The 18,899-nt window shown below is 70.0% G+C and carries 17 protein-coding genes; 1 reads left to right on the top strand and 16 read right to left on the bottom strand.

The features are described 5' to 3' along the window. Positions 1-97: 97 nt before the first annotated feature. Positions 98-2,173: an alpha-galactosidase gene (locus tag H293_RS0104095; RefSeq protein ID WP_020116609.1), complete on the bottom strand. Its 2,076-nt coding sequence runs from the start codon at positions 2,171-2,173 to the stop codon at positions 98-100. 207 nt (positions 2,174-2,380) lie between these two features. Here H293_RS0104095 and H293_RS0104090 point away from each other — a divergent pair, with 207 nt between their 5' ends. Further along, a complete protein-coding gene (locus H293_RS0104090) occupies positions 2,381-3,178 on the top strand; it encodes a tyrosine-protein phosphatase (RefSeq protein WP_020116608.1) in 798 nt (265 codons plus the stop codon). Between the two features lie 12 nt (positions 3,179-3,190). Here the strand turns inward: H293_RS0104090 and H293_RS49020 are convergent, their stop codons facing one another. The 15 genes from H293_RS49020 to H293_RS0104020 form a co-directional block, all read right to left on the bottom strand. Continuing rightward, on the bottom strand, positions 3,191-3,313 hold the full coding sequence (locus tag H293_RS49020; protein ID WP_033415234.1) for a DUF6126 family protein: 123 nt from the start codon (positions 3,311-3,313) through the stop codon (positions 3,191-3,193). Next, on the bottom strand, positions 3,310-3,915 hold the full coding sequence (locus tag H293_RS0104080; protein ID WP_020116606.1) for a helix-turn-helix domain-containing protein: 606 nt from the start codon (positions 3,913-3,915) through the stop codon (positions 3,310-3,312). The genes H293_RS49020 and H293_RS0104080 overlap by 4 nt, the downstream gene beginning before the upstream one ends. A gap of 74 nt (positions 3,916-3,989) precedes the next feature. After that, positions 3,990-5,375: an aspartate aminotransferase family protein gene (locus H293_RS0104075; protein ID WP_020116605.1), complete on the bottom strand. Its 1,386-nt coding sequence runs from the start codon at positions 5,373-5,375 to the stop codon at positions 3,990-3,992. Continuing rightward, a complete protein-coding gene (gene dxs, locus H293_RS0104070) occupies positions 5,372-7,270 on the bottom strand; it encodes a 1-deoxy-D-xylulose-5-phosphate synthase (protein WP_020116604.1) in 1,899 nt (632 codons plus the stop codon). Before dxs ends, H293_RS0104075 begins: the two co-directional genes overlap by 4 nt. 27 nt (positions 7,271-7,297) lie before the next feature. Beyond that, positions 7,298-8,455, bottom strand: coding sequence for a flavodoxin-dependent (E)-4-hydroxy-3-methylbut-2-enyl-diphosphate synthase (gene ispG / locus H293_RS0104065; protein ID WP_020116603.1), 1,158 nt, complete (start codon positions 8,453-8,455; stop codon positions 7,298-7,300). Between the two features lie 4 nt (positions 8,456-8,459). Beyond that, complete coding sequence (gene hpnH / locus H293_RS0104060) at positions 8,460-9,482, bottom strand: adenosyl-hopene transferase HpnH (protein WP_020116602.1); 1,023 nt, start codon at positions 9,480-9,482, stop codon at positions 8,460-8,462. Positions 9,483-9,487: 5 nt separating this feature from the next. Then, complete coding sequence (locus H293_RS0104055; protein ID WP_020116601.1) at positions 9,488-10,129, bottom strand: phosphorylase family protein; 642 nt, start codon at positions 10,127-10,129, stop codon at positions 9,488-9,490. Then, positions 10,129-12,120: a squalene--hopene cyclase gene (gene shc, locus H293_RS0104050; RefSeq protein WP_020116600.1), complete on the bottom strand. Its 1,992-nt coding sequence runs from the start codon at positions 12,118-12,120 to the stop codon at positions 10,129-10,131. The genes H293_RS0104055 and shc overlap by 1 nt, the downstream gene beginning before the upstream one ends. Before the next feature lie 121 nt (positions 12,121-12,241). Further along, a complete protein-coding gene (locus tag H293_RS0104045) occupies positions 12,242-13,306 on the bottom strand; it encodes a polyprenyl synthetase family protein (RefSeq protein ID WP_020116599.1) in 1,065 nt (354 codons plus the stop codon). Positions 13,307-13,377: 71 nt separating this feature from the next. After that, positions 13,378-14,772 carry a hydroxysqualene dehydroxylase HpnE gene (hpnE, locus tag H293_RS0104040; protein ID WP_020116598.1) on the bottom strand — a complete coding sequence of 465 codons (1,395 nt, stop codon included), beginning with the start codon at positions 14,770-14,772 and terminating at the stop codon, positions 13,378-13,380. Next, on the bottom strand, positions 14,769-14,918 hold the full coding sequence (locus H293_RS61565; protein WP_220450789.1) for a DUF6380 family protein: 150 nt from the start codon (positions 14,916-14,918) through the stop codon (positions 14,769-14,771). Before H293_RS61565 ends, hpnE begins: the two co-directional genes overlap by 4 nt. After that, positions 14,918-15,868 (bottom strand): presqualene diphosphate synthase HpnD, encoded by a 951-nt coding sequence (gene hpnD, locus H293_RS0104035; protein WP_020116597.1) that lies wholly within the window; start codon positions 15,866-15,868, stop codon positions 14,918-14,920. Before hpnD ends, H293_RS61565 begins: the two co-directional genes overlap by 1 nt. Further along, positions 15,865-16,767, bottom strand: coding sequence for a squalene synthase HpnC (hpnC, locus tag H293_RS0104030; RefSeq protein ID WP_028807536.1), 903 nt, complete (start codon positions 16,765-16,767; stop codon positions 15,865-15,867). The genes hpnD and hpnC overlap by 4 nt, the downstream gene beginning before the upstream one ends. A 387-nt stretch (positions 16,768-17,154) precedes the next feature. Further along, a complete protein-coding gene (locus H293_RS0104025) occupies positions 17,155-17,970 on the bottom strand; it encodes an ABC transporter ATP-binding protein (RefSeq protein ID WP_020116595.1) in 816 nt (271 codons plus the stop codon). Next, positions 17,963-18,892 (bottom strand): ABC transporter permease, encoded by a 930-nt coding sequence (locus tag H293_RS0104020; RefSeq protein ID WP_028807534.1) that lies wholly within the window; start codon positions 18,890-18,892, stop codon positions 17,963-17,965. Before H293_RS0104020 ends, H293_RS0104025 begins: the two co-directional genes overlap by 8 nt. Positions 18,893-18,899 lie beyond the last annotated feature (7 nt).

Genomic DNA, 18,899 nt, shown 5'->3' with positions numbered 1-18,899 from the left:
CGCACCGTCACGGCTATGACGCTCCTCACGTCACGAATTCACAGGAATCCTCATTCCGGAAGGAGTTGGAAGGAAGCTACCAATTCGGACAGAAGCCCTAGATGCGGCGCAGCCGGATAACCGTCGCATCGAGGTCGCCGCGCAACCCGGTACGAAGTCCGTGATGCATCAGTACGACCCCTCGGTGAACTTCGCCCGTTTCGGGGCATTCGTACGACGCTGTCGGGTCGAGCCCGCGCAGCCGCAGCGAGGGGACGGGCTCGCCGTACTTCTGCGCCTGAAGCCAGGCGAGGACGACGGTCTCGTCCCCGCGGACGTACTGCACCGCACTCAGTCCGCCCCGCGGAGGCCGCAGCCTGTAGAGGTCGCCGTGCTGCACCAGCGGCCTGATCTCCTTGTAGAGCTTCACCCAGCGACCGGCTTCGGCGAGCTCCTCCTCGGTCCACTCCGCGAGGTCCCCGCCGACTCCGAGCACCCCGGCCATCGCGCTCACGAACCGGAACCGCAGCGAGCTCACCCGGCCGTTGAGCTGGGTGTTGGGACTGTCGGTGACCCAGGCGGCCATCACGCGCGCGGGATGGATCTGGCTGAAGCCCTCCTGGATGGCGAGCCGGTCGAGCGGGTCGGTGTTGTCCGAGGTCCACACCTGGTCGGTACGGCTGAGCACCCCGAGGTCGATCCGGCCCCCGCCCCCCGAGCAGGACTCGAAGGCCACGCCCGGGTGAGCCGCCCGCAACCGGTCCAACAAGGCGTAGAAGCCGCGCACATGGTCGACCCACAGCCGCTGCGGGTAGGACTCGCCGGGCCAGCCCGCGTCCGTGAAGCAGCGGTTGAAGTCCCACTTCACATAGTCGATCGGGGCCGAGGAGAGCAGGGTGTCGAGCTGCTCCCACAGGTACTCCTGGACGTCCTCCCGCGCGAGGTTCAGCACGAGCTGATTACGGAACTCCGTCCTCTTACGTCCCGTTTGGTACTGCACCCAGTCCGGGTGGGCGCGGTACAGCTCGCTGTCCGGGTTGATCATCTCCGGCTCGACCCAGATGCCGAACTGCATGCCGAGCGCGCGCACGTAGTCGCCGAGCGGCTTGAGGCCGGAGGGGAAGCGGTCGGGGTTGGGCGCCCAGTCACCGAGTCCCGCCCGGTCACTGGTGCGGGCGCCGAACCAGCCGTCGTCGACCACGAACAGCTCGACGCCCATGGCCGCGGCCCGCCGGGCGAGGGTGCCCTGCTGCTCCTCGGAGATGTCGAAGTTCGTGGCCTCCCAGGAGTTGAACAGCACGGGCCGGTCCTGATCCGCGTCCGGGATGACGTACGCCCGCTGGTAGGCGTGCCAGGCACGGCTCGCACCGCCGAAGCCGCCGTCGCTCCAGAGGCCGGCGAAGACCGGGGTCGTGAAGGACTCCCCGGCCGCCAGCCGCAGCAGACCCGAGTCGTCGTAGCCGGCGCCGCCGGTGATCTGCACGCGCGCGTCGGGCAGCTGTGCCACGGCGATCCGCCAGGACCCCGACCAGCCGAGGGCGACACCGTAGACCTCGCCCCGCTCCTCGGTGGCGTCGGTGTCGAGCGCCACCCACGGCAGGTGCTGGTGGCCGGTGTGACCGCGGCGGCTGCCGATGACCTTCTCGCCGTAGGTGAGCGGGGTCCGGGTGAGCAGGGACTCGGCGGCCCAGCGGCCGTGCAGCTGGGACAGCCGCCAGCCGTCCTCGCGGTCGGGCAGGGTCCAGGTGGCGGAGTCGGCGCGCAGCAGCTCGACCGGGGCCGGGTCCTGGTTGTCCAGGGTCACCCAGCGCTCCAGGACGTCGTGGCGCATCCGGTAGTGCAGCGTGATGGTCAGCCCGCCGTCGCGGAACCGCAGCCGCAGCTCGTCGCCCTCGGTGTCGTACGCCTCGAAGCTCCACTCGGTGCCGCGCCGCTCGTCGGTGCGCACGGACAGGGCGGGGCGGGTGAAGCGGGGACCGCCCTCGACGGGGTACTCCTCGCGGCCGTCGAGCGGGGACTCGAAGGGCCAGTACTCGGGCAGCGGACGTACGGCGAGGGCCTCGGCGTCGGCCAGGGCGATCCTCGGGCCCCAGTGCAGGTGCAGCAGCTCGTCCTCGGCGGTGAGGTGCAGGGCGTAACTGCTGGCCGGCCCGGACAGAATCCACGTACGGCCGTTCTCGGCGATCTCCAGCATGGTGCTTCCTCACAGATCCGAACAGGTGCCAACAGGTGCACTCAGGCCCCAACATCATCAAGGGCGGACAGCGCTGGTTGCAACGGCTGTGGACAAGTCATTGCCGGCCCTGTGGACAACTCATTGGCCCAGGAACCCATGTCGTATCGTCGAGGACGTGCCCCGTCGACGAGCCGCGTCGGCGGAGCCCGGCTGGGAGGAGCCCCCGTGACGCAGCAGATCCCGTCGACCGAACCCGAACTGGCAGGTGTCCGCAACTTCCGTGACGTGGGCGGACTGCCGACGGCGGACGGGCGGCGGGTGCGGCACGGAATGCTGTTCCGCAGCGGTCACCTCGCGCACGCGACCGAGGAGGACGCGGCTTTCCTGGCCTCCCTGGGCCTGCACACGATCTTCGACTTCCGCAACGCGGCGGACCAGAAGCTGGAGGGCCCCGACGTCGACCTGCCGGGCGTCACCAATGTGAACCTGCCGCTGAGCGATCCCGCCGAGGGCACCTGGTTCTGGAAGATGGTCCGCGACGGCGATATAGAGCAGCTGCGCGAGCTCCTCGGTGACGGCAAGGCCGCGGAGCGCATGACCAACTCCTACCGCACGATGATCAAGGAGCGCACCGGCGAGCACTCCCAGGTGCTGCGTTCCCTCGCGGAGGACAGCGCGCCCGCCCTCATGCACTGCGCGGCCGGCAAGGACCGCGCGGGCCTGTCCGTCGCCGTGACCCTGCTCGCCCTCGGGGTGGAGCGCGAGGCGATCGTCGCCGACTACCTGGAGTCGAACGCCAAGCACCGCCGCTACAAGGTGCGCCGCACCAGCACCTCCGCCGACGCCTACTCCCCCGAGGTCATGGAGCTGCTCAGCCCCCTGTTCGAGGCGCGCGCCGAGTATCTGGAGGCGGCCTTCGAGACGATCGAGGAGACGTGGGGCGGGGTCGACGCGTATCTCCGAGAGGGCCTCGGCCTGACTCCCGAGATCCGCGAGCGGCTGCGGGAGCGCCTGCTCGAGTGAGCCGTGCGGCCGCTACTGCCCGGCTCCCACCGCGAAGAGGAAGTAGATGAAGGCCGCGAAGACGTGGCCGACGGCGAGGTAGATGATGAGGCGCACCCACAGGGCGCGGGGGAACTTCTCCTCCATGTCACTCATGGCGTCTCTCCAGGGATGGGGCCCAGGCACAGCGTGGCCGTGGGACTCTGCAACAGGGTGTGGACGAACAGGAGCTCGACACCGTCGGGATCCTGGGCGGCGATGCGGTGCGGGGTCAGCGAGTCGAAGTGCGCGCTGTCGCCCGGGCCGAGCCGGTGCGTGGCGTCCCCGAGGCGGAGTCTGAGCCGTCCCTTGAGGACGTACAGCCATTCCTCGCCGGGGTGCACCCGCACGATGTCGCCCTGGGAGCCGTGCGGGACCTGCACGCGCAGGGCCTGCATGCCACGGCCGGCCGCGCCCGCCTGGAAGTAGGTCCAGCCGCCCGCCACGGTCGGTTCCATGTCGGCGGAGCGCACCACGGCGTCCCGCTCCGCGACCGTCTCGCCGAGCAGTTCCGAGACCGTCGTACTGTAGATACGGGCGAGCGCGAGCAGCATCGGCAGCGAGGGCTGGCGCTGTCCGGTCTCCAGCCGCGAGAGATGGGCGGGCGACAGCCCCGCGGCACCGGCCGCGGCCTCCAGAGTGAGGGAGGCGCGACGGCGCAGGGCGCGAAGCTGGGGAGCCACCGAGGGCAGCTCCGTGAAGGCTTCCGGGGAGGTCATACCTCCATTGAGCCGGAGCTTTGCCTCTGCGGCAAATTTCTTGCCTCAGAGGCAAAACCCTTCGGGTCGGGCCGTTACCGGTTGGCCACCGCCTGCTTCACCAGCGTCTTGCCGAAGTCCCACATCAGTCCGCCGCCGCTGTGCGCGTCGTCCATGACCTCCGTGAAGGCGTCCACGAACCGGTCCACCTCCGCCTCTCCGACGACGAGCGGCGGGATGAGCTTGATGACCTCCAGGTGGTCGCCGGAGACCTGGGTGAGGATCCGGTGCCGCTGGAGCAGCGGGACGACGACCATCTGCGCGAACAGGCCCTTGCGCGCGGCCTGGAGCATGGTCCAGCGGCTGCGCAGCTTGAGCGACTTCGGCCTGCCGAACTCGATGCCGATCATCAGACCCCGGCCGCGGACGTCGGCGAGCAGTTCGTACTTGTCGGTCAGGGCTGCGAGCCGGGACCGCAGCAGGTCACCGGTGGCGCGGGCGTTCGCGACGATCTGCTCGTTCTCCATGACCGACAGGACGGCGAGCCCGGCCGCCATCGCCTGGGCGTTTGATCCGAAGCTCGCCGAGTGCACCAGTACCCGGTCCATCGACGAGTAGACCTTCTTGAAGATCCAGTCCTTGCCGAGGGTGGCACCGACCGGGACATAGCCTCCGGAGAGCGCCTTGGCCACGCACACCAGGTCGGGCTCGACGCCGTCCTCGTGCTGGTAGGCGTAGAAGTCCCCGGTCCGCCCGAGCCCGGTCTGCACCTCGTCGGCGATGAGCAGCGCCTTGTGCCTGCGCAGCAGCTCCTGCGCGGTGCGCAGATACCCGGGCGGCGCCTCGTGCACGCCCTTGCCCTGGATCGGCTCGACGACCAGGGCGGCGACGTCCCCCTTCTTCAGCTCCCGGGCCAGGGCGTCGAGATCGCCGAGGGGTACGGCGGTGTCGGGCAGCAGGGGCGCGAATCCGTCCCGGAAACCGGACTCGCCGTTGACCGACAGCGACCCGGTGGTCAGCCCGTGGAAGGCGTGGTCGCAGTACAGGACGCGGGGCCTGCCGGTGGCGTACCGGGCGAACTTCAGCGCGGTCTCCACCGCCTCGGTGCCGCTGTTCCCGAAGAACACCCGGTCCAGGTGCGGGCTGTACGTGAGCAGCTTCTCCGCCAGCAGCCCCGGCAGCGGCTGGCAGTCGAAGCGGGTGAGGTCGGCGAGCGAGGCGTCGAGGACGTCGTGCAGTGCCTTGCGGACGACGGGGTGGTGGCGCCCGAGGCCCATCACCCCGAACCCGGCGAGCATGTCCAGGTAGTCGTTGCCGTCCGCGTCCCAGAAGTAGGCGCCCTCGCCACGCTCGTAGACCTTGTCGAAGCCGATGGTGTGCAGCATGCGCGGGAGCTGGTGGTTCAGGTACCTGCCGTGCAGCTCGTAGCGCTCGGCTCCGCGCTCGGCCAGGAGTCTGCCGAGGTCGAACTCCGTGCTCATTCAGCAGTCTCCTTGACGTCGGCCTGTGCCTTCACGGCCAGGCTCGCGCTGATCCGTCCCGCCACCTCGACCGGCGTCAGACCGATGTCGGCGAGCACCTCGCCCCGCTTGGCGTGCGCGAGGAACTGCTCCGGGATCCCGAACCGCCGTACCGGCACGTCGACCTCGGCGTCCCCGAGCGCCAGCGCCACCGCGGCGCCCACTCCGGAGGCCCGGCTGTTGTCCTCGACCACGGCCACCAGCCGATGCTCCGCCGCGAGGCCCGGCAGCGCGGGATCGACGGGCTTGACCCAACGGGGGTCCACGACCGTGCAGTCGATGCCCCGCGCTTCCAGCAGCTCGGCGGCCTGGAGGCAGACGGGCGCCATCACGCCGACGGCGACGAGAAGCACCTCGGGCCGCTCCCCGCGGTGGAGCACGTCCATGCCGCCCACGTGGTCCACGGCCGGGACCACGGGCCCCACCGACTCCTTCGGGAACCGCACCAGCGTCGGCGCGTCGTCCACGGCGACGGCCTCCCGCAGCTGCGCCCGCAGCTGGCCGGCGTCGCGGGGCGCGGCGATCCTCAGTCCGGGCACGACCTGGAGGATCGACATGTCCCACATGCCGTTGTGGGAGGCCCCGTCCACTCCCGTGACCCCGGCCCGGTCGAGGACGAACGTGACCCCGCACCGGTGCAGGGCGACATCCATCAGGAGCTGGTCGAAGGCCCGGTTCAGGAAGGTGGCGTACACGGCGACGACCGGGTGCAGCCCGCCCGTGGCGAGACCCGCCGCGGAGACCGCCGCGTGCTGCTCGGCGATGCCGACGTCCCACACCCGGTCCGGGAAACGCGCGGCGAACTTCCCGAGCCCCACCGGGTGCAGCATGGCCGCCGTGATCGCCACCACGTCCTCGCGCTCCTCCCCGATCGCGACGATCTCGTCGCCGAACACCGACGTCCAGGAAGGCCCGTTGGACGGCGCGAGCGGCTCGCAGGTGAGGGGGTCCATCACACCGACGGTGTGGAAGTGGTCCTCCTCGTGGGCGAGGGCGGGCTCGTAGCCGCGCCCCTTCTCGGTGAGGCAGTGGATCAGCACCGGCCCGTGGAAACGCTTCGCACGCCGCAGCGCCGACTCGACGGCCCCGATGTCGTGTCCGTCGATCGGGCCGACGTACTTCAGCCCGAGGTCCTCGAACATGCCCTGCGGTGCGAAGGCGTCCTTGAAGCCCTTCTTCGCGCCGTGCAGCGACTCGTAGATGGTGTTGCCGATCACTGGGGTCTTCAGGAGTACGTCCTTGCCCCAGGCGAGCACCTTCTCGTAACTGTCGGTCGTGCGCAGGGTGGCCAGATGGTTGGCGAGGCCGCCGATGGTCGGGGAGTACGACCGCTCGTTGTCGTTGACGACTATGATCAGCGGCCGGTCCTTGGCGGCCGCGATGTTGTTCAGCGCCTCCCAGGCCATGCCGCCGGTGAGCGCGCCGTCGCCGATGACCGCGACGACATGCCCCTTCTCGCCCTGCACCTGGTGGGCTTTGGCGAGCCCGTCGGCCCAACCGAGCGCGGTGGAGGCGTGGCTGTTCTCGACGATGTCGTGCTCGGACTCCTCGCGGGAGGGGTAGCCGGACAGACCGCCCTTGCCGCGCAGCTTGGAGAAGTCCTGACGCCCTGTCAGGATCTTGTGCACATAGCTCTGATGGCCGGTGTCCCACACGATGCGGTCGACCGGCGACTCGAAGACCCGGTGGAGTGCGATGGTCAGTTCCACCACCCCCAGGTTGGGCCCGAGGTGTCCGCCGGTCCTGGCGACCGCGTGCACCAGGAACTCCCTGATCTCCTCGGACAGTTCACCAAGATCCGACTCGGACAGCGCCTTCAGGTCGCGTGGTCCCCGGATGTTCTCCAAGATGGTCACGCTCGGGCCCCCTTCGGTCCGTGCTGTTCAGCTCACGGTGACGGCCGGCTCCCCCGACGCGACGCCGTCCTGCTCCATCTGTTCGGCGATCTTCATCGCCTCCTCGATGAGGGTCTCCACGATCTTCGACTCCGGGACGGTCTTGATGACCTCGCCCTTCACGAAGATCTGTCCCTTGCCGTTGCCGGAGGCGACCCCCAGGTCCGCCTCCCGTGCCTCGCCGGGACCGTTGACCACACACCCCATCACCGCGACCCGCAAAGGCACTTCCATGCCTTCGAGACCCGCCGTGACCTCGTCCGCCAGCTTGTAGACGTCCACCTGCGCGCGCCCGCAGGACGGGCACGAGACGATCTCCAGCCGGCGTTGCCGCAGGTTCAGCGCCTCCAGGATCTGGATGCCGACCTTGACCTCCTCGACGGGCGGGGCGGACAGCGACACCCGGATGGTGTCGCCGATGCCCCTGGACAGCAGCGCCCCGAAGGCCACCGCTGACTTGATCGTCCCCTGGAAGGCGGGCCCGGCCTCCGTGACCCCCAGGTGCAGCGGGTAGTCGCACTGCTCGGCGAGCTGCTGGTAGGCGGCCACCATCACCACGGGGTCGTTGTGCTTGACGGAGATCTTGATGTCCCGGAATCCGTGCTCCTCGAACAACGACGCTTCCCACAGCGCCGATTCGACCAGCGCCTCCGGAGTCGCCCTGCCGTACTTCTGGAGCAGCCGCCGGTCCAGCGACCCGGCGTTGACCCCGATCCGGATCGGCGTGCCGTGGTCATTCGCGGCCCGCGCGATCTCCTTGACCTTGTCGTCGAACTGCTTGATGTTGCCGGGATTGACGCGTACGGCCGCACAGCCCGCCTCGATCGCCGCGAACACGTACTTGGGCTGGAAGTGGATGTCCGCGATCACCGGGATCTGCGACTTGCGGGCGATCGTCGCGAGGGCGTCCGCGTCGTCCTGCGTGGGACAGGCGACACGGACGATCTGGCAGCCGGACGCGGTCAGTTCGGCGATCTGCTGGAGGGTGGCGCCGATGTCGGACGTACGGGTCGTCGTCATCGACTGCACCGACACCGGGGCCCCGCCCCCGACCGCCACCGGCCCGACCTGGATCTGCCGCGACACGCGCCGCTCGGCGATCGGCCGGACCGGTACCTCGGGGACGCCCAAGGGAATGGCGGTCATGGCGCTACTCGCGGTTTCCGGAGACCGTCTCGCGCATGGCGCGCAGCGACTCCTTGAGCGAGCCCATGGTGGCGAGGACGGCCGTGGGCTCGTAGCCGCAGTGCGCCATGCAGTTGGCGCAGCGCGGATCCTTGCCGCGGCCGTACTTGTCCCAGTCGGTCTCCTCGATGAGTTCGCGGTACGTCGGCACGTACCCGTCGCTCATCAGGTAGCAGGGGCGCTGCCAGCCGAACAGGGAGTAGTTCGGGATCGCCCAGGCCGTGCACGGGAAGTCGACCTTGCCCTCCAGGAAGTCCAGGAAGAGCGGGGAGTGGTTGAGCCGCCACTTCTTGCGGTTGCCGCCCGCGAAGGCCTTCTTGAACAGCTCACGGGTCTGCTCCACACCCAGGAAGTGTTCCTGGTCGGGCGCCTTCTCGTAGGCGTAGGCGGGCGAGATCATCATCTCGTCGACCTTGAGGTCGTCGTTGAGGAAGTTGAGCACCTCGATGATGGTCTGCGGGGTGTCGGTGTTGAAGAAGGTCGAGTTGGTGGTGACCCGGAAGCCGCGCCGCTTGGCCTCCTTGATCGCCTCCACCGCCTCGTCGAACACGCCCTCCTTGGCAACGGACTCGTCGTGCCGCTCGCGCAGCCCGTCGATGTGCACGGCGAAGGCGAAGTAGGGGGAGGGCGTGAACTTGTCCATCTTCTTGCGCAGCAGCATGGCGTTGGTGCAGAGGAAGACGTACTTCTTCTTCGCCACCAACTGCCGGACGATCTCATCGATCTGAGGGTGCATCAGCGGCTCACCGCCGGCGATGGACACCATCGGCGCACCGGACTCAAGGACCGCCCCGACGGCCTGCGCCACCGGCATGCGCTGCTTGAGCACGCCCGCCGGATGCTGGATCTTGCCGCAGCCCTCGCACTTGAGGTTGCACGCGAAGAGGGGCTCAAGCTCCACGATCAACGGGAACTTGTCCCGCTTGCGGAGCTTCTGTTCGGCCAAGTATGTAGCGACCTTGATGGACTGACGCAGCGGCATGGCCATCTGGCTCACCTCCTGGGGAGCAGCAAGGAACGGTGCCATTCATAGAAAGCGGGAAGGACGGAACGAAGAACGCGGAAGGCTGATATTCCACCGCGTACCGTGCCGATCCGGACGAGTTCATGTTGTGGAGCGTCCACGACCACCCGGACGGCCGCAACAGGGCGTTCGCCCGCGCGCACGGCGCTCAGGAGCGTGGCCGCGGACTCCATGTCGACCGCGATCGCGCCGGTCGCGAGTAGCGCGGACCGCTCGTGACCTCGGACGACGTGATCGGAGCCGGTGAGGGGTCCGGTGTGCACGGTGCGTCCCGGCACGGCCCGTACCAGCTCCTTGACGAGCAGGTCGGTCTCCATGCAGGGAACGGTTCCGTCCGGGTCCCGGGTCTCCTCGGCGACGACCAGGTCGCCGGGGTGCATCCCGGGGGCGAGGCCCGCGCAGAAGCCGGTGGCCAGCACGGCGGCCCCGGCGAGGGCCGGGTCGGCCAGGCGCCGGGTGACGGACCGCTGCGCCGCCTTGGGGCCCATGCCCGTCCGGAGCAGGGTGACCGGCCCGCCGGCCCCGCCGCGCTCGCCGGTGCGCAGGGCGAGATGCTCGATGCCGAGCGCGCAGGCGATCAGCAGCGGGGCGGTGGCGGGCTGGGTGCTCATCAGAGGGCCTCGGTCCGGGAGAACGGTTCTCCATGGACGTAACGGCCCAGGGCGGTGAGCGGGAAGACCTGCCGGTAGAGGTGGTAGTTGATGGAGAAGTCCCAGGGGAAGCCGGTGCCGGTGAAGTAGGGCTCGTCCCAGGAGCCGTCCGCGAGCTGGGTGCTCACGAGCCACTCGATGCCGCGCTCGACGGCCTTGGAGTCCTTCTCCCCCGCGGCCAGCAGCGCCATCAGCGCCCAGGCCGTCTGCGAGGCCGTGGAGGCGCCGCGGCCGCTCCACTCCTTGACGTACTTGTAGGAGCGCAGGTCCTCGCCCCAGCCGCCGTCGTCGTTCTGCACCTTCTCCAGCCAGGCCACCGCCCGCCGGATCGCCGGGTGCGAGGCGGGCAGTCCGGCGGCCGTCAGGGCGGGCACCACCGACCCGGTGCCGTAGATGTAGTTGACGCCCCAGCGCCCGAACCACGAGCCGTCCGGCTCCTGTTCGGCGAGCAGCCACTCGATGCCGCGCCGGGTGCGCGGGTCGTGGGAGAGCCCCTCGACGGCCAGCATCTCCACCACATGGGCGGTGACATCGGCGGACGGCGGGTCGATGACCTCGCCGAAGTCGCAGAACGGCAGCCGGTTGGGGAAGGGACTGGTGTTGTCGACGTCGAAGGCGCCCCAGGCGCCGTTCTTCGACTGCATCCCGAGGTTCCAGCGCACCCCGCGCCCGATGGCCTTCTCCACCCGCTCGGGGTCGTGGTGCCTGACCCGGCGCAGCGCGAGGACGACCTCGGCGGTGTCGTCGATGTCCGGGTAGTTGTCGTTGTGGAACTCGAACGCCCAGCCGCCCGGCGGGAGCCCGGGCCGCTTGACCGACCAGTCACCGGGCCGCACGATCTCCTCGCCGAGCATCCAGTCCGCGGCCTTGACGAGCTGCGGATGGTCGGCGGGCACGCCGGCGTCGGCGAGCGCGATGGTGGCGAGGCAGGTGTCCCACACCGGCGACTGGCACGCCTCGATCATCCGGGACCCGTCCTCGCGCCAGATGGCGAAGCGGTCCAGCGACTCCAGACCGGCCCGCATGACCGGGTGCTGGAGGTCGTAGCCGAGCAGGTGCAGGGCGATCACCGAGTACACGGCCGGGGGCTGGATGCCGCCCCAGCAGCCGTCGTTCTCCTGCCGTTCGATGATCCAGCGGGCCGCGCTGTTCATCGCGGCTCTGCGGAGTCTGCGCGGGGCGACCTTGCGCAGCTGGTGCATCGCCTTGTCGAGCCGCTGGAAGGCGCCGTCCCAACTCGCCACCGGGGCGAGGGGCTTGGCCGGGTTCGGGTCGGCCGGGTCGGTGTGCAGTTCGTCGAGCGGGAAGGGCGCGGGCCGGACCGGGCGCTTCGCGGAGACGATCGTCAGCGGGACGATGGTCTGGCGGGCCCAGCAGCCGAAGTCGTAGATGTTGAGCGGGACCCACTTGGGGAAGTAGATGAGTTCCGGCGGGAGTTCGGGCAGGTCCTCCCACTTCCACCAGCCGAACAGGGCGAGCCAGATCCGGGTGAACACCCGGGCGGCGGCGATACCGCCCTGGGCACGGATCCAGGCGGAGGCCTTCGCCATGTGCGGGGCGTCCGGGGCGTCGCCGTCCAGGCGCAGGGCTACGTACGCCTCGACGGTGGTGGAGAGTTCGCCGGGCCCGCCGTAGAAGCTGGCCCAGGTACCGTCCTCGCGCTGCTCGCCGCGGATGAACTGGGCGGCGGCCCGGGTGGTCGACTCGTCGCGGATGCCGAGGAACTGACGGAGCAGCAGGTCCTCGGCGTCCATCGTGACGTTGGTCTCCAGGTCGCCTTTCCACCAGCCCTCGGCGTCCTGCCGGGCGAGCAGGTGGTCGGTGGCGCGCTGGACGGCACGCAGGGCGGCTTCTTGTATCCCGGCCGCCACGGGGGTGTCGAGGTGGGTTTCGCTGGCCGCGGCAGCGCGGGGCGGCAGGGCCCCGGTGCTTCCGTCGGTCGTCGCTGTCATGGCTTCCCCTTCGTGCAGTGTGCAGTGTGGTGCTCTGCTGTGGGTCCGCCGTCGGCCGGTGCCTTTCCTTTCCTCGCAGCACCGGCCGGCGACTACGCGAGGGCTATTCGACCGATAGTGATCATCTCTTTCGTACGACGACGAAGTCGGCGAGCGCCGTGAACTGGTCCCGTACCCGGTCGGGCATGTCGACGGCGTTCAGGGCTTCGATGGCGATGGTGTGCTGACGGCGGGCCTCCGCGGCGGTCCACTCGCGGCCTCCGGCCTCCTCGATGAGGGCGGCGCGGGCCGCGAACTCCTCCTCGGAGAAGTTCTCGAAGTCGCTGCTCTTGGCGTCGGCGGCGAGGATCTCGCCGAGCCGGTCGGAGGCGGCACCGCCCGCCGCGAGCGCGGCAACCACGGGCAGGGACTTCTTGCGCTGGCGCAGGTCGCTCCAAGTCTGCTTGCCGGTGGAGACGGGGTCGCCCCAGATGCCGAGGAGGTCGTCGACGGCCTGAAAGGCGAGGCCGAGGTGGTAGCCGTACTTCTCCAGCGTGTCGGCGGTGCGGTCGTCCGCGCCGCCGAGCACGGCGCCGATGGAGCTGGCGCAGGCCAGCAGGGCGCCGGTCTTGTTGCCCTCCATCTCCAGGCACTCCTCGACGCTGACGCGGTCGCGGTGCTCGTAGGAGATGTCCTGCGCCTGGCCGTCGATCAGGGCGCGGGTGGCGGTGGTCAGACGGCGGGTGGCACGGCCGGCCTCGACGGTGCCGAGCTCCAGCAGGACCTCGTTGGCCAGGGCGAACAGGGCGTCGCCGACCAGGATCGCCTGAGCCGGGCCGTGCACCTTCCACACCGTGTCGCGGTGGCGGCGCTGCTCGTCGCCGTCCATCAGGTCGTCGTGCAGCAGCGAGAAGTTGTGGACCAGCTCGACGGCGACCGCGCCGGGGATGCCGGTCTCGGGCGCGGCGCCGGTGACCTCGGCCGAGAGCACGGCGAGCGCGGGGCGCACGGCCTTGCCGCCGTCCCCGTCGGCGGGGTTGCCGTCGGCGTCGATCCAGCCGAAGTGGTAGGCGGAAACGGTGTCCATGGGGGGCGCGAGGCGGTCCACGGCCGCCCTCAGCACCGGAGTGGCCAGGGTCCGGCCGCGCTCCAGGAGCGCGGTCACGTCCACCGCGGACCTCACAGCGGCCGTCTCGGCCGGGGGCACAGTGGGCACAGTCTCTCCTCTTGTTGCGGTACCGGAGGTGCTGGGGCCGGATACGCCGTGCTGGTCGAGCATCACGCGGCCTCCTCGAACTCGAAGAGACGGGCGGGGCGGGGCCGGCCCAGGGCGGCGAGGGCGGCGTCCGCCGCACTGACACCGCTTCGGACCGCACTCTCCATGGTCGCGGGCCACCCTGTGGCGGTCCACGCGCCGGCCAGGTAGAGGCCGGGGGCTTTCGTACGGGCGCCGGGCCGCAGCCGTCCGACGCCGGGGGCCGGGGCGAAGGTCGCCGTGCGCTCCCGGGTCACGAAGAAGTCCTTCACCTCGGCGCCGTGTGCGAGCGGCAGCAGCCGCTCCAACTCGGGCAGATAGCGCTCGCGCAGCGCGGCCACCGGCTCGTCGATCTCGTCATGCGCGGCCGACTGGGACAGGGCGAGGTACTGGCCCTCGCGCAGCCCGGAAGCGTCGGTACGGTCGAAGACCCACTGCACCGGGGTGCCGAGGGCCGCGAGGAACGGCTTGTCGAGAACCTTGCGGTCGTAGACCACATGGACGTTGAGGATCGGCGCGGTGCCGATCTCCCGAAGATTTTCCGGGGCGTCGAGCGCGCCCTCCGGCAGCAGGTCACACGCCTCGTGCTGGGCCACGGCGAGCACGACCGCGTCGGCCCGGAGCGTCTCCCCGGGAACCTGAACGCTCCAAGTGCCGTTCTCGTCAGTAGAGATGGAGGTGACGCGTGTACGGACCTCGGTACGCACGCCCGCGGAGTCGAGCGCCTTGCGGGCGAGCCGGTCATGCAGTTCACCCAGCGGGACGTGCGCCCAGCCGATGTCGGCCGCGCCCGGGTCGGACAGCAGACCGGTCTTGAACACCATCGCGGCGAGCCCCAGCGAGGCGTCGCCCGCGACCGCGTTGAGAGTGGCGACCCCGACCAGGTCCCACAGGGCCTCGACGGCACGCGCCGACTGACCGTGCGCGGCCAGCCAGCTGCCGAAGTCCTGTGCGTCCAGGCTCGGATCGGCGAGGTCGAGACCCTTGAGCGCGAGCGCGGCCCGACCCACCCTGGCCCGCTCGGCGAGCGAGAGATGCGGATAGGTCGCGAGGCTGCGTCCCAGATGCAGGGGTACCGGCAGCGCGTCTCGCCGCAGTCTGCCGAGCCGTCGGCCCGCGGGCCGGGCCAGGTCGAGTACGGGCACGTCGAGACGATCCTGCAGCGGCGCCAGCGCCGTTCCCTCGATGCGGTCGAGGAACCAGCGGTAGGCGGTGCAGCAGCGCAGGTAGACGTGCTGTCCGTTGTCGACGGTCAGTTCGCCGCGCTGGAAGGAGAAGGCGAGCCCGCCCAGGCGTGGCCTGCCTTCGAGCAGGGTGACGCGCACCCCGGCGTCGGCGAGCGCGAGCGCGGCGGTGATGCCGGCGAGCCCGCCGCCGATCACGACGGCGTCCCGTCCGGACCGCTGTCCGTCGGTCATCGCACACCCTCCCCTGCCCGGACGCCGTGGTGCTCGTACGGTGCACGGTCGGCCGTTGCAGTCAGGGACGCCGTCGTCGAGCGGAGGGTTGCGTGCCGCTTTTCTCCGGCGACATCACCTTGGAGCGGATTGTCCACGTCTTCCATCAGGCGCGCCTCCTGACGGTCCGCCGCGTCACATGGCGGGTGTCCAGGCCGGACAGGCCGCGGACGGCGACGTACGCCTTCTCACGCCCGGGCAGCGAGACCCGGCCGCGCAGCACCGCCTCGGGGTCGCGCTCGATGCGGTCGAGCAGGCGGCGGTAGATGCCGGCCATGGCGGCGACACAGGCGCCGCTGCGGCGGTCGAGCATGGGCAGCAGCCGGTAGCCCTCGGCGAAAAGGGCGCGGGCCCGTCGCACTTCGAAGTGCACGAGACCCGCGAAGTCGGCACCCTCCGGTGGTTTCGGCCCCTTGAAGCCGGCCGAGCAGCCGAACTTCGCGAGGTCGTCGGCCGGCAGGTAGATCCGCCCGCCCTCGGCGTCCTCACGGACGTCTCTGAGGATGTTGGTGAGCTGGAGCGCGAGACCGAGCGTGTCGGCGTACTCCGGCGCGCGTTCGGCGGCGCGCGCCCCCGGTTCGGTGCCGAACACGCCGAGCGAGAGGCGCCCGATGGCGCCCGCCACGCAGCGGCAGTACACCTTCAGGTCGTCCCACGTCTCGTAGGTCTCGCCGCGTACGTCCATCAGGACGCCGTCGATCAGTTCGTCCAGGCCGCTCAGCGGGATCGGGAAGGTCTCCGCGGCGTGGGCGAGGGCGACGGCCACCGGATCGGTGTCGTCCTCGTCGACCGAGCCCTCGCGCACCCGGGTCAGCATCGCCCTGGTGTCCTCGAGTCGGGCGGCCTTGACGTCGCCCGCCAGCGCGCCGTCGCCGATGTCGTCGACCCGCCGTGAGAACGCGTAGAGCGCCGACATCGCACGCCGCTTGGACGTCGGCAGCAGCCTGATGCCGTACGCGAAGTTACGGGCCTGCTGTCCGGTCACGGCCTCGCAGTAGCTGTAGGCGGCGAGTACCGGTGCGGACGCGTGTGGTGGTGGCTCCACCGTCCGGATCACCTCTCTCCTCGCAGAGTGACGCCCACCTCGCGCAGCAGCTGGAGCTTGCCGGGCTTGGGCGGGCCGGGAAGTACGTCGTGCTCGGCGGCGGCGATCGCACGGAGCGCCGCCCTTCCCCCCGCCACGAACCCTGCGAGCAGCAGCTTCAGTCTGCCGTGGACGCTACCCACCAGGGGGGCGCCTTCATTCAGGAGTTCGCGGGCGCGTTGTGCCTCGTATGCAACCAGAGCGCGCACCGATGCGCCCGCGGTTTTCGTGGCGAGATCCGCCTCCTGGACATGAAAGCGCTTCATGTCCGCGGCGGGCAGATAGATCCGGTCGCGGCCGAGGTCCTCGGCGACGTCCTGGAGGTGTTCGACGATCTGGAGGGCGGTGCAGATCGCGTCCGAGAGGCGGACCCGCTCGGGGGTCGAGGTGCCGGTGACGGCGAGCACGAGACGGCCTACGGGGTTGGCGGACAGCTCGCAGTAGGCGAGCAGGTCGTCGTAGGTCTCGTAGCGGGTGACGAGCTGGTCCTGGCGGTTGGCGGCGATCAGGCCGAGGAAGGGCTCGGGGGTCAGCGCGCGGCGGCGGACCGTGGGCCGGAGGCGGCGCAGCAACGGGTGGCGGGGCTCTCCGGTGAAGACGCGGTGCAGGTCGGCCTCGAAGGCGTCCAGGAGGAACAGCCGGTCCTCGGCCTGCGCGGGCGACACGCCGAGCAGCCGGGCGTCGGCGCCGCCGGGGGCGAGGTCGCCGTCGCCGATGTCGTCGACGAGGCGCGCGAAGCCGTAGACCGCCATGAGGTCGGCGCGCCAGTCCCTGGGCAGGAAGAAGGGGGCCACGGGGAAGTTCTCCGCCGCGGCCTTGTCGAGCGTTCCGCGCTCCGTCACTCCGGGGCGCGTCGTGCCGGTCTCCGTCATCGCGGCCTGCCCGGGGCGGGGACGGCACGTGCTGCGTTGAGCTGGGGAGTTTCCGTAGCCATCGCCGTCACATCTCCCGTTCTACACCGCCGACCCAATACACACTATTTCGGACACGCCGCCCAGCCGTCCGCACGGCGTCCCAGTGATGGGGTGTCGCGCATTATCGCCCTACTTGCCGCGATTGGGCACCGGTACAGCTTACGTTGTACAACGCGGCAAGGATCGTCGGGGTGTCCTGCACATCACAACAACACACCGATTGGCCCCAAGATTCCTAAGGGGCGCCGAAGTTGACGCTTCCTTTGCAGACGCGCGGCCCCGCCGGAACAGTTCCGGCGGGGCCCGGTCGAGCGGAGCGGTGTTTTTCGTCCGGGGCGCGGTGGACTACTTGCCCGTGAACTTCTCGTACTCCTTGATGACCTCGTCGGTCGGGCCGTCCATGCGCAGCTCGCCGCGCTCCAGCCACAGGACGCGGTTGCAGGTGTCACGGATCGACTTGTTGTTGTGACTGACGAGAAAGACCGTGCCGGCCTCCTTGCGCAGTTCCCGGATGCGTTCCTCGGAGCGCTTCTGGAACTTGCGGTCACCGGTGGCCAGGGCCTCGTCGATCATGAGGACGTCATGGTCCTTGGCCGCGGCGATGGAGAAGCGCAGGCGGGCCGCCATGCCGGAGGAATACGTGCGCATCGGAAGGGTGATGAAGTCGCCCTTCTCGTTGATCCCGGAGAAGTCGACGATCTCCTGGTAGCGCTCCCTGATCTGCTCCCGGGACATGCCCATGGCGAGCCCGCCCAGGATGACGTTGCGCTCGCCGGTCAGGTCGTTCATCAGGGCCGCGTTGACGCCGAGCAGGGAGGGCTGGCCGTGGGTGTAGACGCGGCCGCTCTCGGCGGGCAGCAGGCCGGCGATGGCGCGCAGGAGGGTCGACTTGCCGGAGCCGTTGGAGCCGATCAGGCCGACCGCCTCGCCCTTGTAGGCGACGAAGGAGACGCCCTTGACGGCGTGCACCTTGCGCACACCGCGCGCGGCGTCGTCGGAGCCTCGTTTGAGGATGCGGCTGAGCGCGGCGGTCGCGCTGCCCTTGCCGGTCTTGGCGCCGTTCACGCGGTAGACGATGTGCAGCTCGTCCGCGATGACGGTGGGGATCCGCGCGTCATCGGTGCCCGTGAGGGACTGCGCGTCCCGGGTGTCCTCAGCCACGGCCGTACCTTTCCTCCGCCTTCCAGAAGTACACGAAGCCGCCGAGCGCGAAGAGCGCGGCCCAGCCGCCCGCGGCCGCCCAGACGTGGTCGGGCAGGTTCTCGGCGCCGTACTCGTCGATCAGGGCGAAGCGCATGAGGTCCATGTAGATGGCCGCGGGGTTCCACTGGAGGACCGTGGCGAGCCACTGCGGCTTGTCGGCCAGCATGATCGGGATCGAGAACATCACGCCGGACGCGTACATCCAGGTACGCATCACGAACGGCATGAGCTGTGCCAGGTCGGGGGTCTTGGCGCCCGCGCGGGCCATGATCAGCGCGAGGCCGGTGTTGAAGAGGAACTGGAGGATCAGCACCGGGACGATGAGCGCCCAGGACATGTCCGGGTAGTGGCCGAAGCCGATCGCCACGGCGAACAGCACCACCATCGAGAACAGCAGCTGCTGGAGCTGCTGGAGCGCGAAGGAGATCGGCAGGGAGGCCCGCGGGAAGTGCAGCGCGCGGACCAGACCGAGGTTGCCGGAGATGGCGCGCACGCCCGCCATGACGGAGCTCTGCGTGAAGGTGAACACGAACACACCCGTGACCAGGAACGGGATGTACACGTCCTTCGGCATGCCCCGGCTGGCGTTCAGGATGACGCCGAAGATGAAGAAGTACACGGCCGCGTTCAGCAGCGGGGTCGCCACCTGCCACAGCTGGCCGAGCTTGGCCTGGCTGTACTGGGCGGTCAGCTTCGCCCGCGAGAACGCGAGGATGAAGTGGCGCCGGTCCCAGAGCTGGCGGACGTACTCGACGAGCGAGGGCCTGGCGCCGCTCACGGTCAGGCCGTGGCGGTCGGCGAGCTGTGCCGCCGTGAGGCCCTCGTCTGGCGACACGGGCGCGCTCACCGCGACCATGGCGTCGTGCGTTGTCTCACTCACTGATGGA

Origin of the sequence: Streptomyces canus 299MFChir4.1, assembly GCF_000383615.1 — a bacterium.
Taxonomy (GTDB): Bacteria; Actinomycetota; Actinomycetes; order Streptomycetales; family Streptomycetaceae; genus Streptomyces; species Streptomyces canus_C.
This window is presented reverse-complemented; position numbering and strand designations above follow the sequence as displayed.